The 26779-nt window shown below is 42.4% G+C and carries 20 protein-coding genes; 6 read left to right on the top strand and 14 right to left on the bottom strand.

What is annotated here, in order from left to right; translation table 11 throughout:
* The first annotated feature begins 83 nt into the window (after positions 1–83).
* Both MKZ05_RS18740 and MKZ05_RS18735 read left to right on the top strand, forming a co-directional pair.
* A complete protein-coding gene (locus MKZ05_RS18740; RefSeq protein WP_050944666.1) occupies positions 84–578 on the top strand; it encodes an RNA polymerase sigma factor in 495 nt (164 codons plus the stop codon).
* Entirely contained in the window at positions 579–1436 is an 858-nt protein-coding gene (locus MKZ05_RS18735) for a DUF3298 and DUF4163 domain-containing protein (protein WP_050944665.1), read from the top strand.
* 44 nt (positions 1437–1480) lie between these two features.
* Here MKZ05_RS18735 and MKZ05_RS18730 read toward each other — a convergent pair whose 3' ends face one another.
* Positions 1481–2410, bottom strand: coding sequence for a manganese-dependent inorganic pyrophosphatase (locus MKZ05_RS18730; protein WP_212046510.1), 930 nt, complete (start codon positions 2408–2410; stop codon positions 1481–1483).
* Positions 2411–2712: 302 nt separating this feature from the next.
* Here MKZ05_RS18730 and MKZ05_RS18725 point away from each other — a divergent pair, with 302 nt between their 5' ends.
* From MKZ05_RS18725 to rplI, 3 genes are read left to right on the top strand one after another with little or no spacing between them, the layout of a single operon-like run.
* Entirely contained in the window at positions 2713–3651 is a 939-nt protein-coding gene (locus tag MKZ05_RS18725) for a YybS family protein (protein ID WP_339160862.1), read from the top strand.
* Positions 3652–3681: 30 nt separating this feature from the next.
* Entirely contained in the window at positions 3682–5661 is a 1980-nt protein-coding gene (locus MKZ05_RS18720; protein WP_003214961.1) for a DHH family phosphoesterase, read from the top strand.
* Positions 5658–6107 (top strand): 50S ribosomal protein L9, encoded by a 450-nt coding sequence (gene rplI / locus MKZ05_RS18715; protein ID WP_044139055.1) that lies wholly within the window; start codon positions 5658–5660, stop codon positions 6105–6107. The genes MKZ05_RS18720 and rplI overlap by 4 nt, the downstream gene beginning before the upstream one ends.
* Before the next feature lie 40 nt (positions 6108–6147).
* Here rplI and MKZ05_RS18710 read toward each other — a convergent pair whose 3' ends face one another.
* The 13 genes from MKZ05_RS18710 to MKZ05_RS18650 form a co-directional block, all read right to left on the bottom strand.
* Positions 6148–7362 carry an MFS transporter gene (locus tag MKZ05_RS18710; RefSeq protein WP_339160860.1) on the bottom strand — a complete coding sequence of 405 codons (1215 nt, stop codon included), beginning with the start codon at positions 7360–7362 and terminating at the stop codon, positions 6148–6150.
* A gap of 22 nt (positions 7363–7384) precedes the next feature.
* Positions 7385–7531: a YycC family protein gene (locus MKZ05_RS18705; protein WP_003214589.1), complete on the bottom strand. Its 147-nt coding sequence runs from the start codon at positions 7529–7531 to the stop codon at positions 7385–7387.
* Positions 7532–7603: 72 nt separating this feature from the next.
* The gene (locus MKZ05_RS18700) at positions 7604–8338 is read right to left on the bottom strand and encodes an alpha/beta hydrolase-fold protein (RefSeq protein ID WP_137054095.1); all 735 of its coding nucleotides are present in this window, start codon (positions 8336–8338) and stop codon (positions 7604–7606) included.
* Between the two features lie 78 nt (positions 8339–8416).
* Positions 8417–9382: an ABC transporter substrate-binding protein gene (locus tag MKZ05_RS18695; protein ID WP_003215121.1), complete on the bottom strand. Its 966-nt coding sequence runs from the start codon at positions 9380–9382 to the stop codon at positions 8417–8419.
* Positions 9383–9480: 98 nt separating this feature from the next.
* On the bottom strand, positions 9481–11103 hold the full coding sequence (locus MKZ05_RS18690; protein WP_339160858.1) for a helix-turn-helix domain-containing protein: 1623 nt from the start codon (positions 11101–11103) through the stop codon (positions 9481–9483).
* A gap of 124 nt (positions 11104–11227) precedes the next feature.
* Positions 11228–11455 carry an MbtH family protein gene (locus MKZ05_RS18685; RefSeq protein ID WP_003215360.1) on the bottom strand — a complete coding sequence of 76 codons (228 nt, stop codon included), beginning with the start codon at positions 11453–11455 and terminating at the stop codon, positions 11228–11230.
* A gap of 20 nt (positions 11456–11475) precedes the next feature.
* Entirely contained in the window at positions 11476–18624 is a 7149-nt protein-coding gene (locus tag MKZ05_RS18680) for an amino acid adenylation domain-containing protein (RefSeq protein ID WP_339160856.1), read from the bottom strand.
* Positions 18625–18639: 15 nt separating this feature from the next.
* A complete protein-coding gene (locus MKZ05_RS18675) occupies positions 18640–19548 on the bottom strand; it encodes an isochorismatase family protein (protein ID WP_113387537.1) in 909 nt (302 codons plus the stop codon).
* A gap of 19 nt (positions 19549–19567) precedes the next feature.
* Positions 19568–21187: a (2,3-dihydroxybenzoyl)adenylate synthase gene (locus MKZ05_RS18670; protein WP_137054100.1), complete on the bottom strand. Its 1620-nt coding sequence runs from the start codon at positions 21185–21187 to the stop codon at positions 19568–19570.
* A 24-nt stretch (positions 21188–21211) separates the two neighbouring features.
* Positions 21212–22393 (bottom strand): isochorismate synthase DhbC, encoded by a 1182-nt coding sequence (gene dhbC, locus MKZ05_RS18665; protein ID WP_137054101.1) that lies wholly within the window; start codon positions 22391–22393, stop codon positions 21212–21214.
* Between the two features lie 26 nt (positions 22394–22419).
* On the bottom strand, positions 22420–23205 hold the full coding sequence (locus tag MKZ05_RS18660) for a 2,3-dihydro-2,3-dihydroxybenzoate dehydrogenase (RefSeq protein ID WP_253621956.1): 786 nt from the start codon (positions 23203–23205) through the stop codon (positions 22420–22422).
* Positions 23206–23212: 7 nt separating this feature from the next.
* Positions 23213–24094 carry an alpha/beta hydrolase-fold protein gene (locus tag MKZ05_RS18655; protein ID WP_253621957.1) on the bottom strand — a complete coding sequence of 294 codons (882 nt, stop codon included), beginning with the start codon at positions 24092–24094 and terminating at the stop codon, positions 23213–23215.
* 567 nt (positions 24095–24661) lie between these two features.
* Entirely contained in the window at positions 24662–25519 is an 858-nt protein-coding gene (locus MKZ05_RS18650) for a hypothetical protein (protein ID WP_251190555.1), read from the bottom strand.
* Between the two features lie 109 nt (positions 25520–25628).
* Between MKZ05_RS18650 and MKZ05_RS18645 the strand changes: the two genes are divergently transcribed.
* Complete coding sequence (locus MKZ05_RS18645) at positions 25629–26585, top strand: DUF4885 family protein (RefSeq protein ID WP_050944654.1); 957 nt, start codon at positions 25629–25631, stop codon at positions 26583–26585.
* The last annotated feature ends 194 nt before the right edge of the window (positions 26586–26779 follow it).

The following is a 26779-nucleotide window of genomic DNA, read 5'->3' as shown; positions in this document are numbered from 1 at the left end:
CGCAAACTATTTTCAAAAGGTGCGCGTCTATCCATTGTAAGAAATAACCGATGCGCATTTAAGATAAAGGAGCTCTTTGTAAAATGAAGAAACGAAAAATAGAGGATCAATTTGCTGATTACGTAATGGAGCATAAACACAGTTTTTATCGATTGTCCTATAGTTATGTCAAAAACCCAGAAGATGCGATGGATGTCGTTCAAGAGGCGATTCATAAAGCACTCAAATCTGTTCACCGATTAGAGGATGCGACCAAGATGCATAGCTGGTTTTATAAAATCGTGGTGAATGCTGCCCTTGACTTTTTACGAAAGAAGAAGCGGGTGCAGGTGACAGATGATGACACGCTTGAATTCTTATCACAGGGTGAATCAGATGTATATGAAGATCAAGATGTCAGACGAGCCATAGAGGATTTGCCCGACATGTACCGGGTCATCATTATCTTGAGATTCTTTGAAGATTTAAAACTAGAGGACATCGCCCACATTCTCGAAGAAAACGAAAACACCATCAAAACAAGATTATATAAGGCGTTGCGGCTTTTAAAAGTAGAATTATCGCAGGAGGAAATATAAATGGATAAGCATTTGGAACAGTTAAAAGAGGAATATTTAGAAATCCCTATTCCGCCGGAATATGATGCTATGGTTGAACGGACATTAAAACGAAAAAACAAAAAACCTCATTTTCAGCAATGGACGATCGGACTTGTTGCTGCGGCTGCTCTATTTGTCACGACTGTGAATGTCAGTCCACAGGCGGCAAGAGCGATTTCGGAAATACCTGTCATTGGCGAGCTGGTGAAAGTCGTGACATTCACAGAATTTAAAAAGAGCGATCAAGGAACGAATATTGACCTTAAAACACCACACGTTTCAGGGCTTGGGGACGGAAAATTACAAGACAGCCTGAATCAAAAATATTTAGCTGAAAATAAAAAGCTGTATCAAGATTTTGAGAAGGAAACAAAGGGTTATAAAAATGGTCATTTAAGTGTAGAGAGCGGATATGAAGTGAGAACAAACAATGATCAAATTCTTTCACTAGGTCGATACAAGGTGACGACTCAAGCTTCTGCGGCAGAGGAAATGACGTATGATACGGTGGATAAGAAAAATCATGTACTCATTACATTACCAAGCTTGTTTAAAGATGACCGTTATATTGATGTGATTAGTGAAAATATTAAAGACCAAATGAAGAAACAGATGAAAGAGGATTCAAATAAGATTTATTGGATTACCAAGCAAGATACGGTTGATCCGTTTAAGAAGATTCAGCCAGATCAAAGCTTCTATATCAATTCAAAAGGCAAACTGGTGATTTCCTTTAATGAATATGATGTGGCGCCTGGTTACATGGGTGTAGTGGAATTTACGATTCCAACAAGTGTGTTAAAGGATGTCCTTGTAAGTGATATGTACATTCATTAAAAGAAGAAACAAGACTGCTGAACATGTCAGCAGTCTTGTTGTGTTTATGAAGAAAGTGCGTCTGTCAGTGCAGGTACGACTTGTTTCTTTCTTGATACAACACCTTTTAGTAAAGCGGTGTTGTTTTCAAGTGTGACGTTAAATGCTTTTTCTACTTTTGCAGCTTCGGCACCGAGTGCAAGTGCAAGAGAGTCATTTTCTAGGATGTCTGTGATCACTAGAACGAATAGATCAAGACCTTTCGCTGCGATGACTTCATTGATTTTCGCTTCAATATCAGCCTGTCTTGCTGTAACTTCTGCGATATCTACTGTATTGACTTGCGCAATTTCCACTTTGCTATTTCCTAGTGCGAATTCTTTTGCATCAATTGTAATTAGTTCTTGAACCGTTTTTTGGCTTAGGTCAGCGCCAGCTTTTAGCATGTCTAGGCCGTAAACTTCTGGATCTACCCCTGCGATTTTTGCGAGCTCATGCGCAGCATCAATGTCTTGTTGTGTGCATGTTGGTGATTTGAATAGCAAGGAATCAGAAATGATTGCAGATAAAAGTAAACCAGCGATTTCTTTTTCAATCTTCACTTGGTTCTCTTTGTACATTTTGTTTAAGATTGTTGCTGTACAGCCAACAGGCTCAGCGCGATAGTATAGAGGTTCACTTGTTTCAAAGTTGGCAATACGGTGATGGTCAATGACCTCAGTCACTTGTACTTGATCAATATCGCTTACACTTTGTTGGAATTCGTTATGATCGACAAGAATGACTTGCTTTGTTTCGTTTGCAGCCGTTTCAATGAAACGAGGTGCTTCTTGTTTAAAGAAATCTAATGCGTATTGTGTTTCTCCATTGATTTCTCCAAGTCTGACGGCTTCTGCTTCGACGCCGATTTTGTTTTTTAGATCAGCGTAAGCGATAGCAGAGCAAATCGTGTCTGTGTCAGGGTTTTTGTGTCCGAATACGAGTGTTTTTCCCATGTGAATTCTCCTTCTTACATTTATTGATGATGTTTCTATTCTAACAGCTTTTGACCTTGAATTCAGGGTTTATAGCTAAGAATAATCTAAAAAATTGTAACATGCTGTTTGAAAAGTTGCATGTACGAATCGATATCAGTGTTCCACGTGAAACGCTCCTAAGATAGCCTGCATTTTACTTGCGATTTACCGCTATGGTAAAATAAAGGTTGGGGTAAGACATGGTGTAGCTTACATCGTACGTATACATAGAAGGACACATTGAGCAAGATATAGTAAAAGGATTAGATAGAGGTGAAGGTGTGAAACAAACAAAAGCGTTAGTAGAGGGCGCTATCATGATCAGTATTTTCTCTGTCATGACGCTGTTTTATTTGTATGTGCCGCTATTATCCATTATTTTCTTTCTAGCTGCTCCGATTCCGATCATCCTCTATACAATCAGGCACGGCTTGAAAAAAGGAATTGCTGCTGGCGCTATTGGGATAGTGATCAGCTTTTTAATTGGATCTATTAATGGACTCATGACGGCACCAATTCTGATTGCTGTCGGATTAGGCATGGGTGTTTTCTACAGCAGACGGCAGCCTGGGAATGCCATCATTGCAGGTGCGCTGATCTATTTATTCAGTTTCCTTATCTCCTTTGTTGTCAGTGTTCAGCTTTTTCAAGTCGATATCATGGGTATCGCGAAAGAGTCGATTGAGCAAATGATTCCGATGTTAGAGAGTGTCTTAAAGCAATCCGGCGCTTCTGAGCAGGACATTGCGAAGCAGCTGAAGCAGTTCAGAGAGATGCAGGATACTGCATTGAGTGCTTTACCTGTCGCGCTGTTGATGTTAGTTACGCTGACGGCGTTCGTGAACCACTGGTTTGTGAAGCCTCTGATCAAACGGTTTGTCAAAGACATGCCAGCCTTGAAGAAATTTAAGGATATGCGGCTGCCAAAAAGCATGGTATGGTATTATTTACTCACACTGCTTTTGATGCTGATTCAGACGGAAAAAGGCAGCTTTTTATCGCTCGTTCAAACGAGTGCGTTTCAAATTTTATATATACTGGTGCTTATTCAGGGATTTTCTTTTATCTTCTATTATTGCCACGAAAAAAGCATCTCAAAAGCGGTGCCCATTTTCGCTATCGTGTTAGGGGTTCTCTATCCGCCAGTCGCTGTGATTGTGCGTATTATAGGGATTGCTGACATAGGCTTTGATTTAAGAGAAAAAGTAAAAAACAAATAATTCACTCTGAATGTTGAGGAGTTGATATCAGTGCCAAGCTTCTATAGAAAACCTGTCATCAAGTATCCGATCATCGCTTTGATTTTCCTTGCGGTGGTCACAGTCCTCCTCAACCTTTATTATAATTGGATCATAGGAGCGGTTGGTCTTTTAGTCCTTGCAGGTGTGCTCTACTTCTTAAAGTGGGCAGATACGCAAGTGCAAAAAGAGATTGATTCATATATTTCAACATTATCCTATCGAGTCAAAAAGGTTGGAGAAGAAGCATTAATGGAAATGCCAATTGGTATTATGCTGTTTAATGACCAGTATTATATCGAATGGACAAATCCATTTCTCGCTTCGTGTTTTCATGAAAGCACGCTTGTCGGCAGATCCTTGTATGATACATTCGAGTCCATTGTGCCTCTTATTAAACAAGAGGTCGAGACAGAAAATGTGACGCTGAATGACCGAAAATTCAAAGTCATTATTAAACGGTCAGAGCGCCTTTTATATTTCTTTGATGTCACAGAACAGGTACAAATTGAAAGACAGTACGAAAATGAACGAACGGTGTTATCTTATATCTTTTTAGACAATTACGATGATGTCACGCAGGGTCTTGACGATCAGGTGCGCAGCACCATTAATAGTGAAGTGACGTCTCTTTTAAACAATTGGGCACAGGAATATGGCATTTTCCTGAAGCGAATTTCGTCCGAACGATTTATGGCGGTTCTAAATGAGAGCATTTTAGCAGAGCTGGAAGCGTCGAAATTCTCTATTCTAGACGAGGTCCGTGAGAAAACAGGAGCGCATAGTGCGACGCTTACCTTGAGTATCGGGATCGGTGCATCCGTACCTTCTTTAAAAGAGCTTGGGGCACTTGCGCAGTCGAGTCTTGATCTTGCCCTCGGACGAGGCGGGGATCAGGTAGCCATTAAGCAGCCGAATGGAAAAGTGAAATTCTACGGCGGGAAAACGAATCCAATGGAGAAACGGACACGTGTACGCGCACGAGTCATTTCTCATGCTTTAAAAGAAATTGTTTCTGAAAGCGGAAATGTCATGATTATGGGGCATAAGTTCCCAGACATGGACTCAATCGGTGCATCCATTGGGATTTTAAAGGTCGCCCAGGCTAATGGGAAAGAAGGCTATATTGTCATTGATGCCAACCAGATTGGGGACAGTGTTCAACGTTTGATTAGTGAAATTAAGAATTATGAAGATCTTTGGTCACGTTTTATCACCCCAGAGGAAGCCATGGAGCTTGCGAAGGACGACACGCTGCTTGTGGTCGTGGATACACATAAACCGTCTCTCGTCATGGAAGAACGACTACTCAATAAAATTGAAAATATCGTGGTCATTGACCATCATAGACGCGGCGAGGAGTTTATCCGTGACCCATTACTTGTCTATATGGAGCCGTATGCTTCATCCACAGCAGAGCTTGTGACAGAGCTTTTAGAGTATCAGCCGAAGAAATTGCGCATTAACATGATTGAAGCTACTGCGCTTCTCGCAGGGATCATCGTTGATACGAAGAGTTTCTCGCTGAGAACGGGATCAAGAACGTTTGATGCAGCATCCTATCTTCGTGCGAAGGGGGCAGATCCTGTCCTTGTGCAAAAATTCCTAAAAGAGACCGTCGATCATTACATCAAACGGGCAAAGCTCATTCAGCATACAGATCTGTATCAAAATCAGGTGGCGATTGCTTCATTACCGTCAGACAGCTCGGAGTATTATGATCAAATCACGATTGCCCAGACGGCAGATTCCCTGTTGTCAATGAGTGAGGTAGAAGCGTCCTTTGCTGTCGCTAGACGAGATGACAACACGGTGTGCATTAGTGCGAGATCATTAGGAGATATCAACGTCCAAATTATCATGGAAGCGTTAGATGGCGGCGGTCATTTAACTAACGCTGCCACCCAAATGTATGGTATAACCATTGAAGAAGCGGTAGAGCAGTTAAAAGCTGCCATTGATGAATATTTCGAAGGAGGGGTTCAAAGATGAAAGTCATCTTTCTAAAAGACGTAAAAGGCAAAGGGAAAAAAGGCGAAGTCAAGAATGTAGCTGACGGATACGCTCACAACTTTCTCATCAAACAAGGGTTAGCAGTTGAAGCAAACCCAACGAACCTAAGCGCATTGGAAGGGCAGAAGAACAAAGAGAAAAAGAATGCCATCCAAGAGCTTGAACAAGCGAAACAATTAAAAGAAACACTTGAGGCGCTAACAGTGGAACTAACAGCAAAATCAGGTGAAGGCGGCCGTCTGTTTGGATCTATTACAAGCAAACAAATTGCTGATAAATTGCAAAAAGATCATCAAATCAAAGTCGATAAGCGCAAAATCGAGCTGAATGACGCCATCCGTGCATTAGGTTACACAAATGTACCGGTGAAGCTTCATCCAGAGGTACAAGCAACATTAAAGGTACACGTGACAGAACAAGCATAAACCGAAAAGAACCCGTCTCATGAGGAGGCGGGTTCTTTTTTTATGATGGATCTGAAATATAGACGCTTCGTCCGGCTCGCATACCGGATATAAACATGAAAAATAGGATGATGATAAAGATGATAATGGATGGCGTCCATGTATGTGTGAGATCAAAAAGGATACCGATCATGAAAGGACCAACGGCGGCTAATAAATAACCGAGAGACTGCGCCATTCCGGAAAGGGCAGCGGCTTGCTCCATATTGGTCGTCCGTAATCCGATAAAAGTGAGCGCCAGACTGATGCTGGCACCTTGTCCAATGCCGATCAATAAAACAGAGATCACAAGAATAGGCGTCGATCCTCCGAGAAGAAGCCCGATCATGCCAAGTAAATACACAAGGACAAGACCGAAGACAAGCGGTCTTTGTGTTTTTAATTTTTCCGCGAAAACAGGCGTTAAAAAGGTGGATGGCAGCCCAGCAAACTGCATAATGGACAGCATCCAGCCGGCTGTCGACAGGTTCATTCCATGTGATGTTAAAATATCAGGAAACCAGGCGATGCTGCTATAAAAAAGGAATGACTGCAAGCCCATAAAAAAGGTCACCTGCCATGCGACACGCGAACGCCATATCGGCTGCTCTGTGAGCGAAATGCTTTTGACGGCCGCTGTGTTCTGATGAAGAAGCTGCGGCGCCCAGCCCATCATCGCGAGAAGTGCAAGGCCAGCCCATACGAGGAATGAAGTATTCCAGCCGCCAGGCATTGCATGGCTGAGCGGAACACTGACACCTGATGCAAGTGCCGCAAAGACGGACATCGAAGTCGTATACACGCTCGTCATCAAACCAGCATGTGCAGGAAATTTATGCTTCACAAGCCCCGGTAAAAGCACATTACATATCGCAATCCCGACACCGACAAGCGCGGTTCCCACCATTAAGAAGGTGATCGAGCCAAACGAGCGAATCACAATCCCAAATAGAAGGACAGCAAGCCCAAGCCAAAGGGTTCGTTCATTGCCAAGACGCTTTCCGATTTTAGGTGCAATTGGAGAAAGCAATGCGAATGAGAGCAGTGGTAAAGTGGTGAGAAAACCCGCAAGTCCATTTGAAAGCTGCAAATCGGAACGAATGGCGCCGATGAGAGGGCCGACGGACGTAATGGCAGGCCGCAGGTTAAATGCAATGAGTAAAATCCCAGCAATCAGCAGGATGGTTTGTCCCTTGCTGCGGGGATGTGATGTTGGTTGTTCTAGTTGTTGTTCCATGAATGTAAACTCCTTTATTTCTTTAAGAAGAACGATCTTTCTTCTGTTCAAGTTCTGCTAGTTTAGCGATTAAGATATGCTGCGGCATATGCATGATTTGTTCAATGGGTACATTAAGTGATGCCGCAAGTTTTTGTGCTGTATCGGCTGAGATTTGTAAAGGTCTCATACGCAAATCCCTCCTCTTTCAATCTATAGGTTCCAATATATCATATCGGCTTTGTGCCTTGCAGATAAAAAATTAGAGTTCTCTTTGATAAAACCACTTTAGGGCTGATAAGAAATTTTTTTGAAATTGTTTCAGATGATGGCCCTCCCCTTGTTCGATGTGATAGTGCAGCTGCCATTCCTGCATCCCTTTCTGTAATAAAAGATCATGTAGTTGTTTATTGAATAAAGACATGTGCTGTTGAGCAGATGTTTTGCCTTTACCTTCTTCACTGCCCACAGACAAATAAATAAGGTGATCCACATACTGAATGCTTTGTTGTTTAGCAAACGGCAGAAAATCTTGATACCAAAATGACCCAGAGATAGATGCGATGTTTTTAAAAAGAGCAGGGTACATCAATAAAGTATAAATTGCAAATAGCCCACCTAATGAAGCACCTATGTGACTATGTTCATGACAGGTCTGTTTGACTGGATATTTTCTTTTGATATATGGGAGCAAGTCATTCGCTAAAAATGACACATACGTCTGTGCCTCGCCTTTAAAGTCAGGAAACCCAGAGTGCAGTGATGACGCCTTCCATGGTGTATACTCGTCAAGTCGATTGAAGGGGTGTATGCCGACAATGATGATTGGAGAGATGGTTTTGGCTTCGATCAGTCTTTCGATCTCTAGCAGGTGTGTTCTAAACAAAGAAGAGCCATCTTGTACAAAGACAGCTGGAACATTAATAGAGGTGTCCTGTGGAACGTAAATATCAAGCTGACGCCCGTTAAACTCGTCATATAGAAACGTTCCGTTCATATGTATTCACTCCTCAAGATTCTCAAATAAGCTGAAAAGAAGACAAAGGGCTAAACATTAACCCTTTGTCTTCTTTTTTTAGTTGTTTTTCTCTAACCATTTGACGGCCTTATCAAGGAAGGTTGTTTTGCTTAGTGCAGTTCCTCCTTGAAGCATAGGATCAACGACATTTTCATTGATGTGCCCATTTTTCACAGCTTTTAGGCTTGTCCAAATTTTATTTTCCTCTAAGTCCTTTAATGCGTTAGGTTTCGATGAGTTTTCCTCTTTAGAGAACTGAACGAAAATATAGTCAGGATTGAGTTCGCCCAGGCGCTCCAATGAAATCAATGCTTGTGCTTTGGCTTTTTTGATATCACTTGGTGCTGTAAATCCTAAGTCCCCATATAAGGTAGAGTTGAAGTATACGTCTTCAGGGTACACGTACAGGTCGCCTTGTCTAATGCGTAAAATGACAGCTGTTTTGTTGCTGCTTTTGTCTTTCAGGGTTTCTTTCGCTTGTTTGAGGTCTTTCTGATAATCAGAAATGATGTTTTTCGCTTCTTCACTTTTTCCAGTAAGTGTACCGAGCAATAAAAGATTGCTTTCCCAGTCAGAAGAGACATGGGATACTGGGATCGTTGTTTGGACTTTATCCAATTTTTTAATTGTTGCAGGTGGAAACTTTGTTGATCCGAGTATCACGTCTGGTTTTAGTTTTAAGATTTTTTCTAGATTCGGTTCTGTTTTTTCACCGATGCCTTCTGTTTTCGCTGTGATGTCTTTAAATAATTCAGGGAATGTGCCGCCTACTGTAGAAGCACCAATAGGCTCGATATTAAGTAATTTGGCATCTTCCATTGATTCTAGGCTTCCAGCAATGACAATTCGTTTCACTGGCGTTTTGAGTTTGTACGTTTGATCTAAGTAATTGATGTTTGTTTCTGCTATTTCAGCTGACTTGCTTTTGGTTGTGTTTGAAGCAGGTTTATTTTCTGCAGCACCACAGGCAGCTGTGGTGATCGTCATGATACAAAGGATAAGCAATGCTAACCATTTTTTCATTTGTTTTCTCCTTTAACTGATAATTGTTCTCAATTAAAGATTGTATTAGGCTTTTGTCCTTTTATCCATAGACAATTCTCTGTCAAATGATGGACTTTTTACGGAAAAAAAGATAAAAGGTCCTGAATGACTCGTTTATGACTGGCTGCTGTGTATTCACGCCAAGGGTCAGATGCTAGTGGATAGACTGCTTGTTGCGTCACAGCTTTGAGATTTTGCCAATCTTCCTGTTGCTTTAACTTTTGATAAAAAGCAAGGGTTTTTGGCTCCTTATGCAAGTAGAGGAAGATGGCGTCTGGATCTAGCTGTTGTATGGAGTGAATGGTGATTTTCTTTTCTATTAGCTGTCCATCATTCTGAAAAGCTGGCAGAAGACCAATATCATGAAAAATCACTTCTGACATGGTGCGATTTACAGACAAGTAGAGTTGATCTTGAAAGATACGAAGAGGCAGGACGGTTTTTGGTGAATGATCAAAAAGGCATGTCTTTTTCGCCTGAATGACGAGCTCCTCATAATGAATCAACCATTCTTCTGCATCCTTCGCTTCGTTTAGGAACATAGCTGTTTGTCTGAATTGAGTGCGCCAATCCAAATGGGTGAATGGAACAAAGTGAACAGGACAGATGGTTTTCAACACTTGTTTTTCTTCCTCTGTCACATGATCATTGGCAATGATCAGCTCAGGTTTTGTTTCCTTTAATTGCTGTAAATTGGCTTCAGCGTGCTCATTGATCCGATGTGCACTCAGGTGAATCGGGATTTCTTCTGCATGATGCTCAAAATCATGTGCTGTCCATTTAGGGTGAAGAGGGGCAGCATACGGGATGATATGAATGGGTGTGAGCTGACCGAGTATGGAATGGCCATAGGCTGCAATTTTCCGCTGACGGCTTTTCATATAAGTAGAAGGGGTCATGCCCGTTTTTTTCTTAAAGATGCGGCTAAAGTAATAGGGATCTTGATAGCCGATTTCCAGTGCAATGTCTTTGAGCTTTGCGTTGCCTTTTGCCATTAGCTGTTTGGCTCTAGCCATCCTTTTCTTGGTGATATAATCAGTGACACTCACATTAAAATGCTTTTTAAATAGCTCACTGTAATGATTGGCGCTGATGCCAGCCATTTGAGATAGACTTGTAAGGCTGAGGGGTTCTTCGGAATGTTGATCAATATATTGTTTTGTTTTGAAAAGGGCATGTGTCGTGTCACAAATATCTTCATTATGCAGTGTGAAAAGCTGCAGGATGAGCTGTTGAAAAAGGGTTTGGCTTCTAAAAAAGCTAACGGATTCATGTCTTTTCCATTCCTCTGTCATTTCGGACAGTAAAGAATGAATTTGTTCAATTGAGCTAATATCGATAAATTGCCATACATTCAGTAAAGACCGGGCATGTTCAGTTGATACTTCTTCTATGTGTTGACCTTGCGGCGTGTACATTTGAAAGCGAAGCAGATAGAGCTCGTGTTTTTGATAAGGCTTTGTTTTTAACATAAATGTCTCATCAGACAGAATTGTATAGAGCGTTAGATTTTTCAATCGCCATTTTTGATCGTTCAGCGTGAGTAAGCCGCTGCTGCTTATGCTAACGAGGAGGCAAAATGTATCTGATAATTGCTGCTCCTTATGCGGAAGCTCTGCATTCTTTATTTTTTCAGCAAATGTCAATCGATAGATGAATTGTTCGGCATTTGCCATTGTACGTAATTGATTGTTTCCCATAAAACCACCTGATCTCTTATTTGTTGATAAACATTCTCAATTAAATTGTAGCAGAAAGAGCTGGAAAGATGGTGATGTTTATTCTGTCAAAAAAGCACCCTGATTCAGATCAGGGCGCGATGATTTAGTCTGTTTTTCCATGTGCTAGCGCAGGTTCTTTTGTTAAGCTTAATGGCCGTAAGTCCTGCCAGTGTGTCTGGATATAATCGATGCAGGCATTTCTAGTGTCTTCACCAAAGACCTTTTCCCACCCATCTGGCACTGGTGCAAATGATGGCCAAAGTGAATGCTGTCCTTGTTCATTGACAAGCACAAGAAATACACCGTCTTCACGATCAAAGGGATTTGTCATTTGTCATCTCTCCTTTATTCTTAGTGCTTTTGTTTGACCCGATGCAGAGAGTTGTCTAAGATGACACCAATTTCTGCTAGGGGTTTAGGCTGGCACATGTCTTTGTGCCGGCAATGAATGTCGTGCTGTTCAATGGTTCCGTTGATATAAGGTGCCCATGCTTCGGGATCAATTGGTGTAAACCAATCTGGGATAATGGTAGATCTAAAGAATAATATGTCCCCATGATAAGTTTTTGGCTGATATTCTCCGAGCAATCGAACTGAATTGACATAGGTTTCCTTTAGATTTCTAATGGCATCTTCATTTAAGCTTGCTAGTGCACTGCCGTCTTTCTTCAAGATGTCGACAGCACTTTTCATCGTGAGCGGTTCACCTGTTAAGGTATCTGGATCATAACCCCCGAGTGCAAGAAGAGCGATTAGTGCTTCTTCTTCATCGGGTGCTTCTTTAATCGGTAAGAAATGGTTTGGATAGGCATCGAGCATCGCAACGAGAGCGATTTCTTCACCTTGCTGCTGGAGCTGTGTAGCCATTGCCTGTACAACGTTTCCGCCTAGTGACCAGCCAAGAAGATGATAAGGGCCTTTTGGCTGAATCGTTTGGATGTGCTTGATGTAATCCGCAGCCATATCATCTAGTGTGTGCGGGTAGTCATCTTTTCTTGCGATTCCCCTTGCCTGTAATCCATAAATAGGGATGTCTTTCTCTAATGTATTCAAGAGACCTGCATAGCACCAGCTAAGACCACCAGCTGGGTGAACACAGAAGAGAGGATATCTTTCTCCATTTGTTCGTAGCGGCAGCAGGATTTCTAGTGCGTTTTCATCGCTTCCTGTTTCTAGTTTCTCTGCCAAACTTGCAACATTTGGTGCTTCAAACAACGTTCCGATGCTTAGTTTGACACCAAGTGCATCACGAATGCGGCTGATTAAACGAACCGCAAGTAATGAGTGCCCGCCAATATCAAAAAAGCGATCGTCAATGCTGATTTTTGGCAAATCAAGCACCTCTTCAAAGAGGTGGCATAGAACTTCCTCTTTCGGGTTTCTTGGGCCGCGGCCATCCGTTTGCTGTATATGCAATTGAGGTGCCGGTAGTGATTTTTGATCAAGCTTCCCGTTTGCTGTAAGTGGCATCGTATCAATCTGTACATAAGCCGCAGGCACCATGTAATCAGGAAGACTGGCTGACGCAAAATGGCGAAGGGTCTCTGTATCGAAACGGTCTTCTTCAGTTGTGACGATGTATGCGACTAAGCGTTTGTCACCAGGCTGATCCTCTCTCATAATCACGGCAACTTGTGCAACTGCGTCGTGGCGTGATAGAACGGCTTCGATTTCTCCAAGTTCAATTCTAAACCCGCGTATTTTAATTTGATGATCTGCTCTGCCAATGTAATCAAGTGCCCCTTCTTCTGTCCAGCGAGCGAGGTCGCCAGTTCGATACATCCTTGTGCCAGGTGCTCCATAAGGATCGGCAGGGAATCGATCTGATGTCAGGTCAGGCCTGCCTAGATAACCTCTAGCCAAACCAGCTCCAGCTACATACATTTCACCTGTCGTCCCAGGTGGAACAGGCTGTAGGTATTCATCAAGTACGTACACGTGTAAATCAGGAATCGGTTTGCCTATTAAGCTGCTGGATTTCTTTGCGATCATGTCTCGATTGAGTACATTGTACGTAACGTGTACGGTGGTTTCTGTAATGCCGTACATGTTAATTAGCTTTGGCTTGCAGTCTGAGTGACGGCTGTACCAATCTTCTAATCTGCTAAGCTCTAATGCTTCACCGCCAAAGATGACATAGCGGAGTGATAATGCTTGACCAAGTGTTTGTTGTTCCTTGTCTATCTGCATGAGCTGATAGAAGGCAGAAGGTGTTTGATTAAGCACAGTCACACCTTCATCGACTAGAAGCTGCAGCATCTCTTCTGGAGAACGAGAGATGGTATGAGGAACAATGACAAGCCGACCGCCATATAAAAGGGGCCCCCATATTTCCCAAACTGAAAAGTCAAAGGCATACGAATGGAACATTGTCCAAACATCCTCTTCATCGAAATGGAACCAATGTTCAGTAGATGTCAGAAGACGGATGACATTTTGGTGTGGGATGACCACTCCTTTTGGTTTCCCTGTAGATCCGGATGTATAAATAATATAGGCCGGATGCAGAGGAGATAGCGGCTCAATTCTGTCTATATCAGCCGGATTGTGATTTGGCGTAATCTGTAATTGATCATTTGTTTCTTTTTCGTCTAACAAAATCAAATCGCAATCAGCAGGGAGATGCAATGCAGCTGCTTTTGTTGTGATGCTGCAAACTGGTTTGGCATCTTGTATCATGTATGCCAGCCTGTCTGCTGGATAATCAGGATCAAGCGGAACATAGGCTGCGCCTGCTTTATGAACGGCTAATAGGCTGACGAGCATATCGATTGATCTAGGCAGGGCAAGTGCAACGAACTGTTCTGGTCCAACGCCTCTTTCTATTAATAAATGAGCAAGACGATTGGCTTTGTTGTTTAACTCTTCATAGGTAAGCTGCCACTTGCCATCCGTTACTGCCACTCGATCAGGATATTGCTGCACCGTTTTTTCAAATAAGGTCGGGAGACGAAGTGCTTGGTCTAACTGAGCGAATGTCTTTTTGTCAGGTAGAAATGTTTGCCGCTCTTTATCTGATAAAATGTTCACATGACCAATCGGCAGATGTGGGCGCTCAGCTATCTCTGTTAAAAAGCGCTTCATTCTGGCAGCGATTGCTTGAATGGTACTTTGTTTAAATACATCTGTGCTGAATTCAAACAATCCTGTTAATCCTGCTGCTGACCCAGTTTCAGTTCTTTGTTCTGTTAATTCGATGGTCAGATCAAATTTAGCTGATCCTACTGGTTTCACGTAGAGGTCTGAGTCAAGTTGTGTCAGCTTCATTTCCGCCTTCGGTGTATTTTGGAAGGCAAGCATGACCTGGAACAATGGATTGCGTGATCTGGAGCGGTTTGGATTTAGAATTTCCACTAGCCGTTCAAATGGCAGATCCTGATGCTCATAGGCTGCTAAGTCAACGTCTCGCACTCGCTTCAATAGCTCACTAAAGGTTGGATTACCAGCTGTATTTGTACGTAATACTAGTGTATTCACAAACAATCCCACAATGTCGTCAAGTGCATCGTCATTCCGCCCAGCAATTGGACTGCCAATAGGGATATCTGTTCCCGCTCCAAGACGTGTCAGTAATGCTGCAAGTGATGCTTGAAGCACCATGAACAAGCTCACCTGATGCTGCTTTGCAAGTTCAAGGAGCAGCTGGTGTAAAGCGGGCTCAATCGTAAAGTCGATCGTAGCACCGTTGAAGCTTCCTTCCTGTGGACGCGGGTAGTCATAGGGAAGCTCCAGTTCTTCAGGCAGGTCATGTAAGGCACCTGTCCAATAGGTAAGCTGCTTGGCAAATAGACTATCCGTCTCTTCTTCACTGCCCAACAGCTTCTGCTGCCAAATAGCATAGTCAGCATATTGAACAGGTTCGGCTGGCAAGGAGATTGATTTTCCTTGTATACGGGCTTCGTAAGCAGCAGCTAAGTCACGTGTCAATGGTGCAAGTGACCAGCCGTCACCAGCGATATGATGCAGCAATAGAAGCAGCACGGATCGATTTGCATCAAGTATGAATAATTCAGCTCGAAGTGCAGGCTCTTCTTCAATATTAAAGCTATAGCGAATGGCTTCGTTTAACTGATTATCAATTTGTTGATCACTTGAAGCTGTGACGTGGAGTTCAGGCTGAACACTTTTCGGGTGTAAAATAACCTGTCTTGGCATGCCGTTCTTATTTGGAAAGATGGTTCTAAGGGTTTCATGTTTTTCAGTGATATCTGCTAAAGCACCAATGAGAGCTTTTTGATCTAATGTACCTGTCAGCTGAATGACAAGTGGAATATTGTAAGTTGGACTTGGCCCTTCAAGGCAATGAAGGAACCAGAGCCGTTTTTGGGCAAAGGATAATGGAATTTCATCGGGCTTTTTTTCTACCTGAAGCGGCGGCCGAATGTCCTTTGCTTTGTCTAAGTGCTGTGCAAGTTCAGCGACTCGAGGTGATTCAAAAATGGTGCTCATGCTTAGGTCTGCACCGAATGTATCGCGTATACGTCTAAGCAGACGAGCGGCAAGTAAAGAATGTCCGCCTAAATCAAAGAAACTATCATCTATGCCAATTTGAGATACGCCAAGGGTTTCTGCAAATAAACTACATAACATGTCTTCTTGGGGTGTTCTAGGTGTACGCTCAGAACTAACTAAAGACATATTTGGCACTGGCAATGCTTTGCGATCGATTTTGCCGTTTGGTGTAAGTGGAAGTTCCGGCAAAAAGACAACAGCAGAAGGCACCATGTAGTCTGGAAGTAACGCAGCCACAAACTGCCTAAGCTCTGAAGGGTGAAGAGAAGAGTCGTCTGTCAGCACAACATACGCACAAAGCAGCTGTTGTCCAGGTTGATCCTCCCGAACGATAACGGATGTATGCTTTATGGCTGGGTGCTGCATAATAACTGTTTCAATTTCACCTAGTTCAATACGGAAGCCGCGAATTTTAATTTGATGATCAGCACGGCTAATATAATCAATCGAGCCATTCTCACGCCATCTGGCTAAATCACCAGTGCGATACATTCTCGTGCCTTTTGTGCCGAATGGATCAGCGACAAATCGTTCAGCCGTTAAGTCATATCGTCCAAGATATCCTCTGGATACTCCTTCACCTGCAATATAAAGTTCACCGATTGATCCTGCTGGGACTGGGTTTAGTCCTTCATCTAAAATGTAAATGCTCGTATTCCAAATGGGTTTGCCAATCGCCGGTCCACTATTCTCTCGATGTGCTGTGACATTTTCCATGGTAGACCAAATCGTCGTTTCTGTAGGTCCGTACAAATTGGTAATGTCGCATTGAAGAGATTGTAATGTGTGCAAAAGGGAGGCAGGGAGTGCTTCTCCTCCAACAAGAACACGCATACCTGTTATCACGTCAGGGTAATCATCTGCTAACGCATGCCACAACGTTGGTGTTGCCTGCATGATTGTGACATGATGAGAACGAATCATGTCTGAAAGCTTTGCTGGTTCTTGTATCGTTTCTTTTTTTGCTAATAATATAGCGGCACCATGTAAAAGCGGGAGGAACATTTCTAGCCCGGAAATATCAAAGGCAATGGTCGTTACCGCTAAAAGCTGGTCCCCTTGATCTAATAAAAATGAATCTTGCATGGACAATATAAAGTTGATCACATTTCGTTTTGTTACAACAACACCCTTTGGTTTGCCTGTCGATCCTGACGTGTAGAGGATGTAAGCCGGGTGATGCGGGGAGCCTTCGCTCCAAGTCGGATTGAGATGCGGGCTGCCTGCTATCTCCTGATGAACAATTGAATCATCCAGTTGAACGATGTGCGGATGCTCCAAACCGTCTGCTGTCTCTTTGACTGTGAGCAAGCACGCCGGTTTGGCATCTTCTAGCATATAGGCGACACGATCGTTAGGGTAATCAGGGTCTAGTGGCAGATATGCGGCTCCTGTCTTGATAACGGCTAATAGACTTACGACCATATCGATGGAACGAGGCAGAGCAATTGCGACAAATTGTTCTGGTCCAATGCCGCGCTTTTTCAAATAATGAGCCAATTGATTTGCCCGCTGATTCAACTCTTCGTAGGTCAAAGTGATTTCTTCAAACTGTAATGCTTTTGCTTGTGGTGTTTTGCTGACTTGTTTTTCAAATAGTTCCCGTAAAGATTCTTTTGGTAATTCTCGTTTTGTATCATTCCAGTGCTTGAGAATGTTCTCTTTTTCTTCAGACAAAAGAAGGTTGAATTGACTGATCGTCTGATCTTGCTCTAGTCCGGTTATTTCCTCCAGCAATTGAAGAAAACGCTGCTGATGAGCGTCAACTGTTTGCTCTTTGTAAACGGCAGGGTTTGCATCAAAGTCGATTTGAAATCCGTTCCCATCTGCGCGGTCGTATATGTTGATCGATATATCATCTACGGGTCCTGCTGAAAGATTATGTGCTTGACCAATGCTCTGATCGAACATGAGATCATAATCAAATGGCATGATATTGATCTGCGGGCCGAATAATCGTTGATTTCTTCCGATGAGTTTAAAGTCTCTCCGCATGTCTTCATGACGATATCTTTGATGAGGACGAATGGCTTTCAGTTCATCAGATACTTGGCGAACAAGTGCTGAGAGCGTCATTTCTGGTTTGCATGTTAAACGAAGCGGTACCAGGTTCATGACCATTCCGGGTGTTTGCAAGGCGCACGATCCAAGGCGCATCATAACAGGTAATCCTAAAACAATATCATGTGCACCAATCATACGATGCATATATAGAGCGGATGCCGCAAGAATCATTTCATGCCACGTACCACCGAAAAATTGAGCATTTTTTTTCATTTTGCTTACCTTTTCGGCATCGAAGCTAGCCGTTTTGCGGATAAAATGATCCGACGTTCTTGGGGCAAGCTCAGCAAGGCTGACAATTTCAGGTTGATCAGCAAAGCGATTTTTCCAAAAAACTCGATCATCTTCATACCGATTGGACTGTTGATAGGTGATCTCCTCTTGGACTACGTCATGTAAGGATCCAAATGTTTGAGGAGGCACAGGTGTCCCTTTCGATAGGGCTGAATAGACCTCAGCAACACGACGTGCAATGAGCGAAAAGGCGAATCCATCAATGGCAATGTGATGAATGCGCTGATACCAGATAAAACGGTCGTCAGCAAGTTGAAAAAGTACTTCACGGAATAATACATCTTTCTCTAAAGAGACTGGTGTTGCAAGGTCTGTCTTCATCCATGCTATAGCCGCATCAAGCGGCTGTTTTTCATTTTGTAAATTGATAGATTGAAATGGAATCTCTTTCTTAGATATCAACCATTGCTTTGGACCGTCAGTATCCTCAACGAAGCGCATATACAAGGAATCTGCTTCTAAGACAGTTTTTCTAATGGCTGCTTCAAAGTGTACGGGATCAATAGGACCTTTAATATCTATATACTCAGCTGTATTGAAAATAGGATTAGATGGATCAAGCTGCTGCGCATACCAAATGCCTGATTGGGCACCGGTTAGTGGGAATGAATCGACTGACTGGATCGACAAGGGTCTATACCTCCTTTACAAGTAATCGATATTTGGGATAGATGGCTGTTTTTCTGGGAAAAGAAGAGCTCGCCAAGACGTGAGCGTTGGATTAGCTGCAAGCTCAACGAAATTGACTGTCGCTCCTTGCTGTCTCCATTTTTCCGCTAGACTCATCATTCGAATAGAATCAAGTCCAAGATAGACGAGATTCTCGTCAAACGGTATTTCATTCGGCTCGATTTGGATATACTCAGCTACTTGGTGAACGATAGCATCAAAGGATAGATCATCACCGTCTGCTTCCTGTCCTGTTAAACGACTAATGATTTGGCTTGTCGTTGTGGTCACCGCACAGCGTTCAGCTGCATAGGTCATTGCCATTTTGTGATGCTTAAGTGAAAAGTCAGCGACGGCATCGGCGACAAAAAAGGTTTCAATATCGAGCATGAATGCTTCTGCGGCTGTCAGCATACAGCCAATATGTGCATATACGCCAGTAATGATCAGTTGATCACGCCCGCCTTCGTGAAGAATATCTAAAAAATTGGATTTTTTGAATGCGCTATAACGCCATTTTGTCAGCATTGTATCTGCTTCAGATGGAGCAAGCTGATCAATGATTTTTGTCAATGCTTCATCATCACCAAGTCCAGGCCCCCAAAAATCTGTTAATAAGGCCCGATCCTTCGGGTCTTGGTCACCAGGTTGAGCTGTATAGACGACAGGAATGCCAAGTTCTTTGCATGTATCACGTAATTGTTCAATATGCTGCACTAACTCTGTGATCGGTGATGTATCTTGTTGAAATGCATTTAAAAAATATTGCTGCATGTCATGTATTAGCAGGACAGCACGTTTCGGATCAGGGATCCAGTTCACTTTATTTTCGGGTAAATCTTGTATGCTTGGCATTGGATACGCAGGAATAGTAGGGATTGCCATGGTTTTCACTCCTCTTTTTTTATACGTTGGCAGTATGGATTGAAGCTAATTCTCTTAATGCTTTTTTACTGACTTTGCCTACACCTGTTTGTGGGAACGCATCGATCCATTCAATGCGGTCGGGAATTTTATAGGCAGCGAGCCCGCGTTCTCTTAGAAATGACTTTAAGGCGTGTGGTGCTGGCTTGTTGTTTCCTTTCGCAATAACAAAGGCACATGAGCGTTCGCCAAGAAACGGATCTGGCATGGACACCATGGCGGCATCATGAATGTCAGGATGCGCAAGTAAATGATTTTCAACTTCTTCAGCGGCAACCTTTTCGCCGCCACGATTGATTTGATCCTTGTCTCTGCCTTCTACTACCACATTGCCTTCTTTTGTTAATCGCACGATGTCACCTGTTCTGTAAAAGCCATCGGCTGTAAATGCTTTCTTGTTTTGTTCATCGGCTTTATAGTAGCCGCGAATCGTATAAGGTCCTCTTGTTAAAAGGTGTCCAGCCACTTCATTCGGGACGGGCTTGTCCTCCTCATCTACCACTAGTACCTCATCATATTCAGACATCGGGCGTCCTTGTGTGTGAATAATGACATGTTCAGGATCATTCAATCTGGTATAGTTGACCAGACCTTCTGCCATGCCAAAAACTTGCTGTAACTTACACCCAAGGGCAGGCATCACTCGTTTTGCTGCCTCGGCGCTTAATTTAGCACCACCGACTTGTAAAACCTCAAGACTCGATAAGTCATCTGATCGATGTGGAGCGGCTTCTAGCCAGATCAATGCAATAGGCGGAACGACTGCGGTAATTGTTGCCCGTTCTTTTTCAATGAGTGGAAAGACGACATCAGGACTTGATCCCGGTGCAAGAACGACTCTTCCACCTGCGTATAACGTCCCAAGGACTCCAGGCGAGCTTAATGGATAGTTGTGCGCAACTGGAAGTGTAGCTAAATACACACTATCTTTTGTGAGCTCGCACACCTCATTGCTTTTCCAAAGACTATACATATAGTCATCATGTGTACGAGGTATGAGCTTAGAAAGGCCTGTGCTACCTCCTGATAACTGAAGAAATGCAATATCACTTGCCTCTACATGAATTTGAGGATCAAGTGCTGGGTCCTTGCGCAGATCATCCAAGTCAAGGAATTCCTCAGCCTTCCCTGCAACAATGACATGAGGTAATGAGGGAAGCTTTTCTTTCACTTGACGTGCGAGTGATCGATAATCAAAGCCATCATGGATATCTGGTATGACATATGCGTCTGCTTCGGCAAACTCAATAAAATAAGTGATTTCGCTGCTTCTATGAGATGGCAGTGAGAAGACGGGTAAAGCACCGATTCGAAATAAAGCGAAAATGACTTCAAAAAAAGCAGGAATGTTAGGAAGCTGCACGACAACTCGACTGCCCTTTTGAATTCCAAGCTGATGGAAACCGGCGGCAAGACTGCTGACGCGCTCATCAAGTTCTTGGTAGCTCATGTGCGTATCAGCGTATGTAATCGCAGTTTTATTCCTTAACGATACGGCGCGTTCACGAAGCATACCGCCAAAGGTTTCTCCACGCCAACAGCCGTTTTCACGGTAGCGTTTTGCAAATTCTTCTGGCCATGTAGGTGGTTGAACAAACATGTTTTTGTCATCTCCTATGTATTTTTATAGCTGATGGATGCCCATCGCACGAAGCATCGTGTTAAATTTTGCAGATGTTTCGGCTAGCTCTTCTTCTGCCTTAGATCCTTTGACCACTCCTGCACCAGCAAAGAGGCGAAGGGATTGACCCTCAGCTTCTGCACAACGAATGGTGACAATCCAATCACCATCACCATTTGCATCTGCCCAGCCGATCATTCCTGTGAAAAATCCTCGATCGAAGGGTTCAATTGCTTGGATTGCTTCACGTGCATCTGCTGTAGGTGTTCCGCATACTGCGGGTGTTGGATGAAGGCTCAGCGCTAAATCAATTGAGGATACACTGGAATCTGCTAATTCACCTTTTACGACAGTAGATAAATGCCACATCGTTTCTGTTTGTATGACGGATGGTGATACAGGCACATCTAACTTACGACAGTAAGGAGCAAGCGCTTTAGTGACAGCGTCGACAACCACTGCATGCTCGTGTAAATCCTTCGCTGAAGTAAGGAGTTCATCGTGACGGCGCTGGTCTTCTACTGGATCTGAACTACGCGGCCGAGAACCAGCGAGTGGATTGGAAATCACAGATGAGCCCATTTTTGAAAGAAGCAGCTCAGGACTTGCCCCAAGAAGTGTGCGCTTTTGGGGAGATTTCGGATCAGCTACATTTGCAGCAAACGTATAGCCAGTCGTATTGTGACGAGCCAGCCGTTCGAGTATTGCTTTCGTATGAATGTCTTGATTTGATTTGAGATGGAGAGATCGAGAAATGACGATTTTGCTAAGCTCTCCTTTTTCAATTTTAGCTAACCCTTCGTTCACACCATTCATGTAGACTTCAGGAGAAGGGACAGGTGTCACCTCATAGGATGGCGATGTCACTTCCGATTCCTCATCACCTTGATGAAATTCGAGTGGATCACTAAACTGTACATGGATTGGCACATTTAAACGAACGGGTTGCGCCGGATCAAACGGAACAGCACCAGCAATAATTGGTGATTGAATACCAGCTTGTTTGGCAGTGTCAAATACGTGCGCTACCCTTGTGGAGAGTTCATTGAGCTGATTGGTTTCAATATGCTGGAAAATCCCTTCTGCAAGTATTGTACGTTTAGGGGAAGCAAGGAAAAAAGCGCCTGGCTGATAGTCTTGAATCAACTGTACTTTTTCTTCTGACGGCAATAATGAATGTTTCATGAAAAGGCCTCCTTTTTGATGAAATGCTAGATTCCGAGTGTTGCGCCACCATCAATCGTGAGATTCTGCATCGTAATATGACTGGATTGTTCAGATGCAAAGAAGATGACTGCATCAGCGATGTTTTGAGGATCAGCGATTTTTTGTAAAGGAATACCGGTTTTATACGTCTCTAATGACCCTTTGATCACATGGTCTGCGCCTTGTTCATCAGACCATAAAGCCCATTGCATAGGTGTTGCGGTAGAGCCAGGAGAGACAACATTGCATCTGATTCCATAGTCTGCCAGCTCTAATCCAAGCGTTTTTGTAAAGGAAGTAGCTGCTGCCTTTGAAGCGGCATAGGCAGCCATATTCATTCTAGGAATGGCACCTGCGTTAGAGCTGACGGTCACAATGACCCCTGCTGATCTTTTCATCATGTATTTGGAGACAGCTTGTGATACATAAAAGACACCATGTGTGTTGACTGCGAAGGTTTGTTGCCAGTCATCTGCACTAAGCTGGTCAATAGAACTGATTCGAAGAATGCCTGCTACATTGACTAGTAAATAAATGGGTCCAAGCTGTTTTTCAATTTGATTGATAATGTGCTGAACAGATGCTTGATCGGTAATGTCACCTGGATAGGCAAAGGCACTTAAGCCTTCATCATTCATTTGATGGACGGTGCTTTGAAGCTGATCCTCATTTGCGTCAACTGCTGCAATGATCGCACCTTCGTCGGCTAGTCTTTTTGCGACTGCTTGTCCGATACCTTGCCCTGCGCCTGTGACAAGGGCAATCTTTTGAGATAGACTACTATGTTTCATACGTTCACTACCTTTCTTTCATGTCTGTGGTTGTTAAAAGATCATCATGATAGAGCGCAAAACGAAAAGCGTAATTCATCAGCACCGGTAAAACGGACGTATGTCCTTCTTCAGGGAACTCGTGATAGGCCGTATGTAAGCCATATGAGGATAAAGGCTGCATACGATTTGCTAGTGACTTTGCATGAGCATTCATTTGACATGGATGATGTTTTTCTAACTCACCTACACCTACAAGCAGCCTGACATTCATAGGCACCTGACGTATGCGGTTGGTGAATTGGTGTTCTTTTTCTAGAAATAAATTTTTGTTCCAGTGGATAGAAGGACTGCCTGCAATATATGTCTGATAAGCATCAGGGTGCTCAAATAGTGTGTGTAATACAAAAAGACCGCCAAGAGAATGCCCAAACAGTGTTTGACGACTTAGGTTGATCGGAAAGCGTTGCTCGATATAAGGCTTCACAGTCTTTTCTAAAAAAGAAAAGAAAGCAGAGGCCCCACCATATGTATGGATGGAGAAGTCTTTTCTTTTGCCCCCGATGGAAGCGTCAGGGCTGGTAAGAGTGAGATCATAATGCCTGAGCGGATGATAGGGCGCTTCTGTCTGATAGCCAATTCCAACAATGATGGCAGGTACAACACCTGTTTTTTCAGGTCTTCTTGACTGTAAACGAATGGCTTCGACCATTGTGCCAAAAAGTGAATTCCCATCAAGCACGTACATGACTGGAAAACCAGCCGCTGGAGGAGTAGTATTCGGTTTAAATATAAAAAGTCTGTATGGGTGTGCTGTGATATCTAGTTGCTCCGTCCCGGGTATAAAAAAAGGACGGCTTTCTCCGAAAAAAGAATCCTCAGTACCCATTCCTTCAGGGCGTTTGGACATATGTGACAAATCTCCTTCCTCAAATTCGACTCTCATACGATGATAAAAGCAGGCTTGTAGCTATTGGATGAGTGTAGTACTTGAAGAATGGCTTCTACAAATGAAAATGATTCTCAACTATCCGCAAGCAAAACAAATGATAATGGTTATCAATTATGAAGTCAAATGTTCATCAAGTTGTGTACTTGATTTTTTTATTATAATATTCAGAAAATAAAGGACTAACTCACTAACAAATGATTTGAAATAGAGAATATCGGACCTTGTCATTTAAAAATAGGAGAAATGTCAAAAGACCTTGACTGCCTCGGAATTTTTACCATTTTCTTCTGTTTGATACAGGAATAAATATGGGCTTTTCTTCTTGAAATGATTTTGAGGAAAAATAAGTCTATAGACTCATTTGTATTTTTAGGGACATTGAGGAGGATTTTGCGAAAAGTAGGTGATCTCATATCTCAAAACTGATTCAATAGTATGCACAGCTTTTTTAAGAGTGGCGAATGATAACAATTAAAAAAAGTAAGGGATGTACCCTTACTTTTTAATTCTGTAAACACCATTCAATTAGAATCCATCTGTGACATCATATTCGTAACGGATATCGGCTTTGACATTGCTCATAGTAGATCTCGCTGTAGCCTTTGCGTTGTACTTAAAGCTCCATTTTTGCGCGACTTTTAATTGATCTTCAAGAGAAATACGGTAAGAACCACTTGTTGCAGATGAAAAAATGGATTCGTTCCAAATCTTGTTTTCATCAGCCATCAGCTTGTGAGTAACATTTCCTTGGTTAGGCGATTGTGTACTCGTTGTTGAAATTGATTTAACGATTGCATTTATAGGGATAGAAGAATTGCTCGTTAAATCCATTGTAATGATAGAAGAATCAACTCCTAAAAAATTCAAAGAAGTGTTCCCCATGTTGGTAGCGGCTCCCGTAAAATTGAATGTTCCATTTCCAGATTTGATGCGATCTTGAATGGAGACAGTAAAATACATATTCCCCGTATATGTACCACGGGTCACTTTTACAAAATAAGTTTCTGAAGTAGAAGTAACGTCACCAGTATTTGCGAATATAAAGGGTGTTACTGAATCGGGATTAATTACTCTTGATCCTGGCTTAGAACTCTTCGAATTATACACCTCGATTTTCATCCCCGTATATTGCTTATCATATGAACTTCGCACATAAACCCTTTCACCCTTATTGATCGTGAACTGATAATACGCTTCATTTTCACCTTCAGGTAAGATTGTCGTATCTGGACGACTATATTTCCAATATCCCATTGAGCTTGCTGTGTTAGGACTGTTATTCCCCGTAATTGCTGCTTCTGCTGAATTAGGCGCAAAAAAACTAGTAACAAGCACTAATACCAATGCAGGTAATAAAAAACGTTTGAAGATAGTATTTGTCATATTTTAACCCTCCTTGTAATAATTACTATATCGGACCGAAACTAACAAATTTTAACTGAATTGCCGATATATTTAATAATCACTAATTTTTTTAAAAAGGAGAATCAAAATGAATATTAATACGTCATACATGGCAGGTGCTTCAAACAATCAGAACCGAATAGACTATAAGGGTCAATCAGCTATCAAAAGTACAAATGATGTAATGACCGAAGCTGATAGACGAATGAAAATATTAGATGAAAAATACGAAAAAATAAATGAACAAAATAAACGTTTCGAAAATCCCCATGGTCATATACACGATAAGTATCGAAATCCACGCTCTCCTTATTTCAGGAGTGATCTAACTAAAGTAGAAAGAGAAGCTGCATATACGATGGAGATTGGCTGGGCTAATTCTGGAAAAGGAGGGCAATATGACTTTAATGACGCCATCTTCCGTAACGAAAAACGGTACGATCCCACCCAAGAAAGCGTAGAAAAGAAAATATTCAATCGACAAAAGGTCAACGAACAATTGCAAGATTTATTCTCTAAAAACGGTATAACCATTCCTAAAAACACAAATTTAACTTTTACCATTGACCCAAATCATTTCAAATTAGTGGTGAGTGGATCAACAGATGAATCGCTGACCAAACAAATAGAAGACCTATTAAATACAAGCAACAATACAAGAGAATTGTTTTTCCATATTATGAAAAGTAGAAATGATGATTCTACTCAATTCACGCCTGATTCTCTTGCAAAGTTCCATCTTGTGAATCAAATCAAAACGGTCACAGGCTACAATTTAAAGGATTTAAGCATTGTAAATGGTCAATTTGTAACGGATAAAGGGACGAATATTTTTGATATATACAAAGAAGATCTCCTGAAAAACCCATACACAGCAGAACATGCACGAATTGCCGCTTCACATTACGGAGCACAGCTGTTTGATCTAGCGAAAAACGGGTTTGATTCTATTCCCGATTTGGTGTTATCAATTGGTTATCAAAACGGGTCTTTACATGACATTGGGCAAAAAGAAAATTATGGAGTGAAGAAAACGATCGATTAACAACATGTGAACGGTAACAGATACAAATCCCATTAGCGGCAATGAAGGACTCTATAACAATTGATGTTACAGGGTCTTTTCTATTGAGATGCGTTGGTTGGCTGTTCAGCGAAACATCCTCATGGTAATTTTGACTATAGTCGATGTTTTTCACTTTTTTATTGATGAAAATGTTAAAATGATGAGTAGCGTAT

The sequence above is a fragment of the Bacillus sp. FSL M8-0277 genome, assembly GCF_037975305.1.
GTDB classification, from domain to species: domain Bacteria; phylum Bacillota; class Bacilli; order Bacillales; family Bacillaceae; genus Bacillus; species Bacillus pumilus.
The sequence above is the reverse complement of the archived record's forward strand: the minus strand, read 5'-3'. Positions and strand labels throughout refer to the sequence as shown.

Excerpts from the sequence above, each read along its gene's own strand:
- MKZ05_RS18740 (WP_050944666.1), top strand. The coding sequence starts at position 84 with ATGAAGAAACGAAAAATAGAGGATCAATTTGCTGATTACGTAATGGAG.
- MKZ05_RS18735 (WP_050944665.1), top strand. The coding sequence starts at position 579 with ATGGATAAGCATTTGGAACAGTTAAAAGAGGAATATTTAGAAATCCCT.
- MKZ05_RS18730 (WP_212046510.1), bottom strand. The coding sequence starts at position 2,410 with ATGGGAAAAACACTCGTATTCGGACACAAAAACCCTGACACAGACACG.
- rplI (WP_044139055.1), top strand. The coding sequence starts at position 5,658 with ATGAAAGTCATCTTTCTAAAAGACGTAAAAGGCAAAGGGAAAAAAGGC.
- MKZ05_RS18710 (WP_339160860.1), bottom strand. The coding sequence starts at position 7,362 with ATGGAACAACAACTAGAACAACCAACATCACATCCCCGCAGCAAGGGA.
- MKZ05_RS18705 (WP_003214589.1), bottom strand. The coding sequence starts at position 7,531 with ATGAGACCTTTACAAATCTCAGCCGATACAGCACAAAAACTTGCGGCA.
- MKZ05_RS18700 (WP_137054095.1), bottom strand. The coding sequence starts at position 8,338 with ATGAACGGAACGTTTCTATATGACGAGTTTAACGGGCGTCAGCTTGAT.
- MKZ05_RS18695 (WP_003215121.1), bottom strand. The coding sequence starts at position 9,382 with ATGAAAAAATGGTTAGCATTGCTTATCCTTTGTATCATGACGATCACC.
- MKZ05_RS18690 (WP_339160858.1), bottom strand. The coding sequence starts at position 11,103 with ATGGGAAACAATCAATTACGTACAATGGCAAATGCCGAACAATTCATC.
- MKZ05_RS18685 (WP_003215360.1), bottom strand. The coding sequence starts at position 11,455 with ATGACAAATCCCTTTGATCGTGAAGACGGTGTATTTCTTGTGCTTGTC.
- MKZ05_RS18675 (WP_113387537.1), bottom strand. The coding sequence starts at position 19,548 with ATGGCAATCCCTACTATTCCTGCGTATCCAATGCCAAGCATACAAGAT.
- MKZ05_RS18670 (WP_137054100.1), bottom strand. The coding sequence starts at position 21,187 with ATGTTTGTTCAACCACCTACATGGCCAGAAGAATTTGCAAAACGCTAC.
- dhbC (WP_137054101.1), bottom strand. The coding sequence starts at position 22,393 with ATGAAACATTCATTATTGCCGTCAGAAGAAAAAGTACAGTTGATTCAA.
- MKZ05_RS18660 (WP_253621956.1), bottom strand. The coding sequence starts at position 23,205 with ATGAAACATAGTAGTCTATCTCAAAAGATTGCCCTTGTCACAGGCGCA.
- MKZ05_RS18655 (WP_253621957.1), bottom strand. The coding sequence starts at position 24,094 with ATGTCCAAACGCCCTGAAGGAATGGGTACTGAGGATTCTTTTTTCGGA.
- MKZ05_RS18650 (WP_251190555.1), bottom strand. The coding sequence starts at position 25,519 with ATGACAAATACTATCTTCAAACGTTTTTTATTACCTGCATTGGTATTA.
- MKZ05_RS18645 (WP_050944654.1), top strand. The coding sequence starts at position 25,629 with ATGAATATTAATACGTCATACATGGCAGGTGCTTCAAACAATCAGAAC.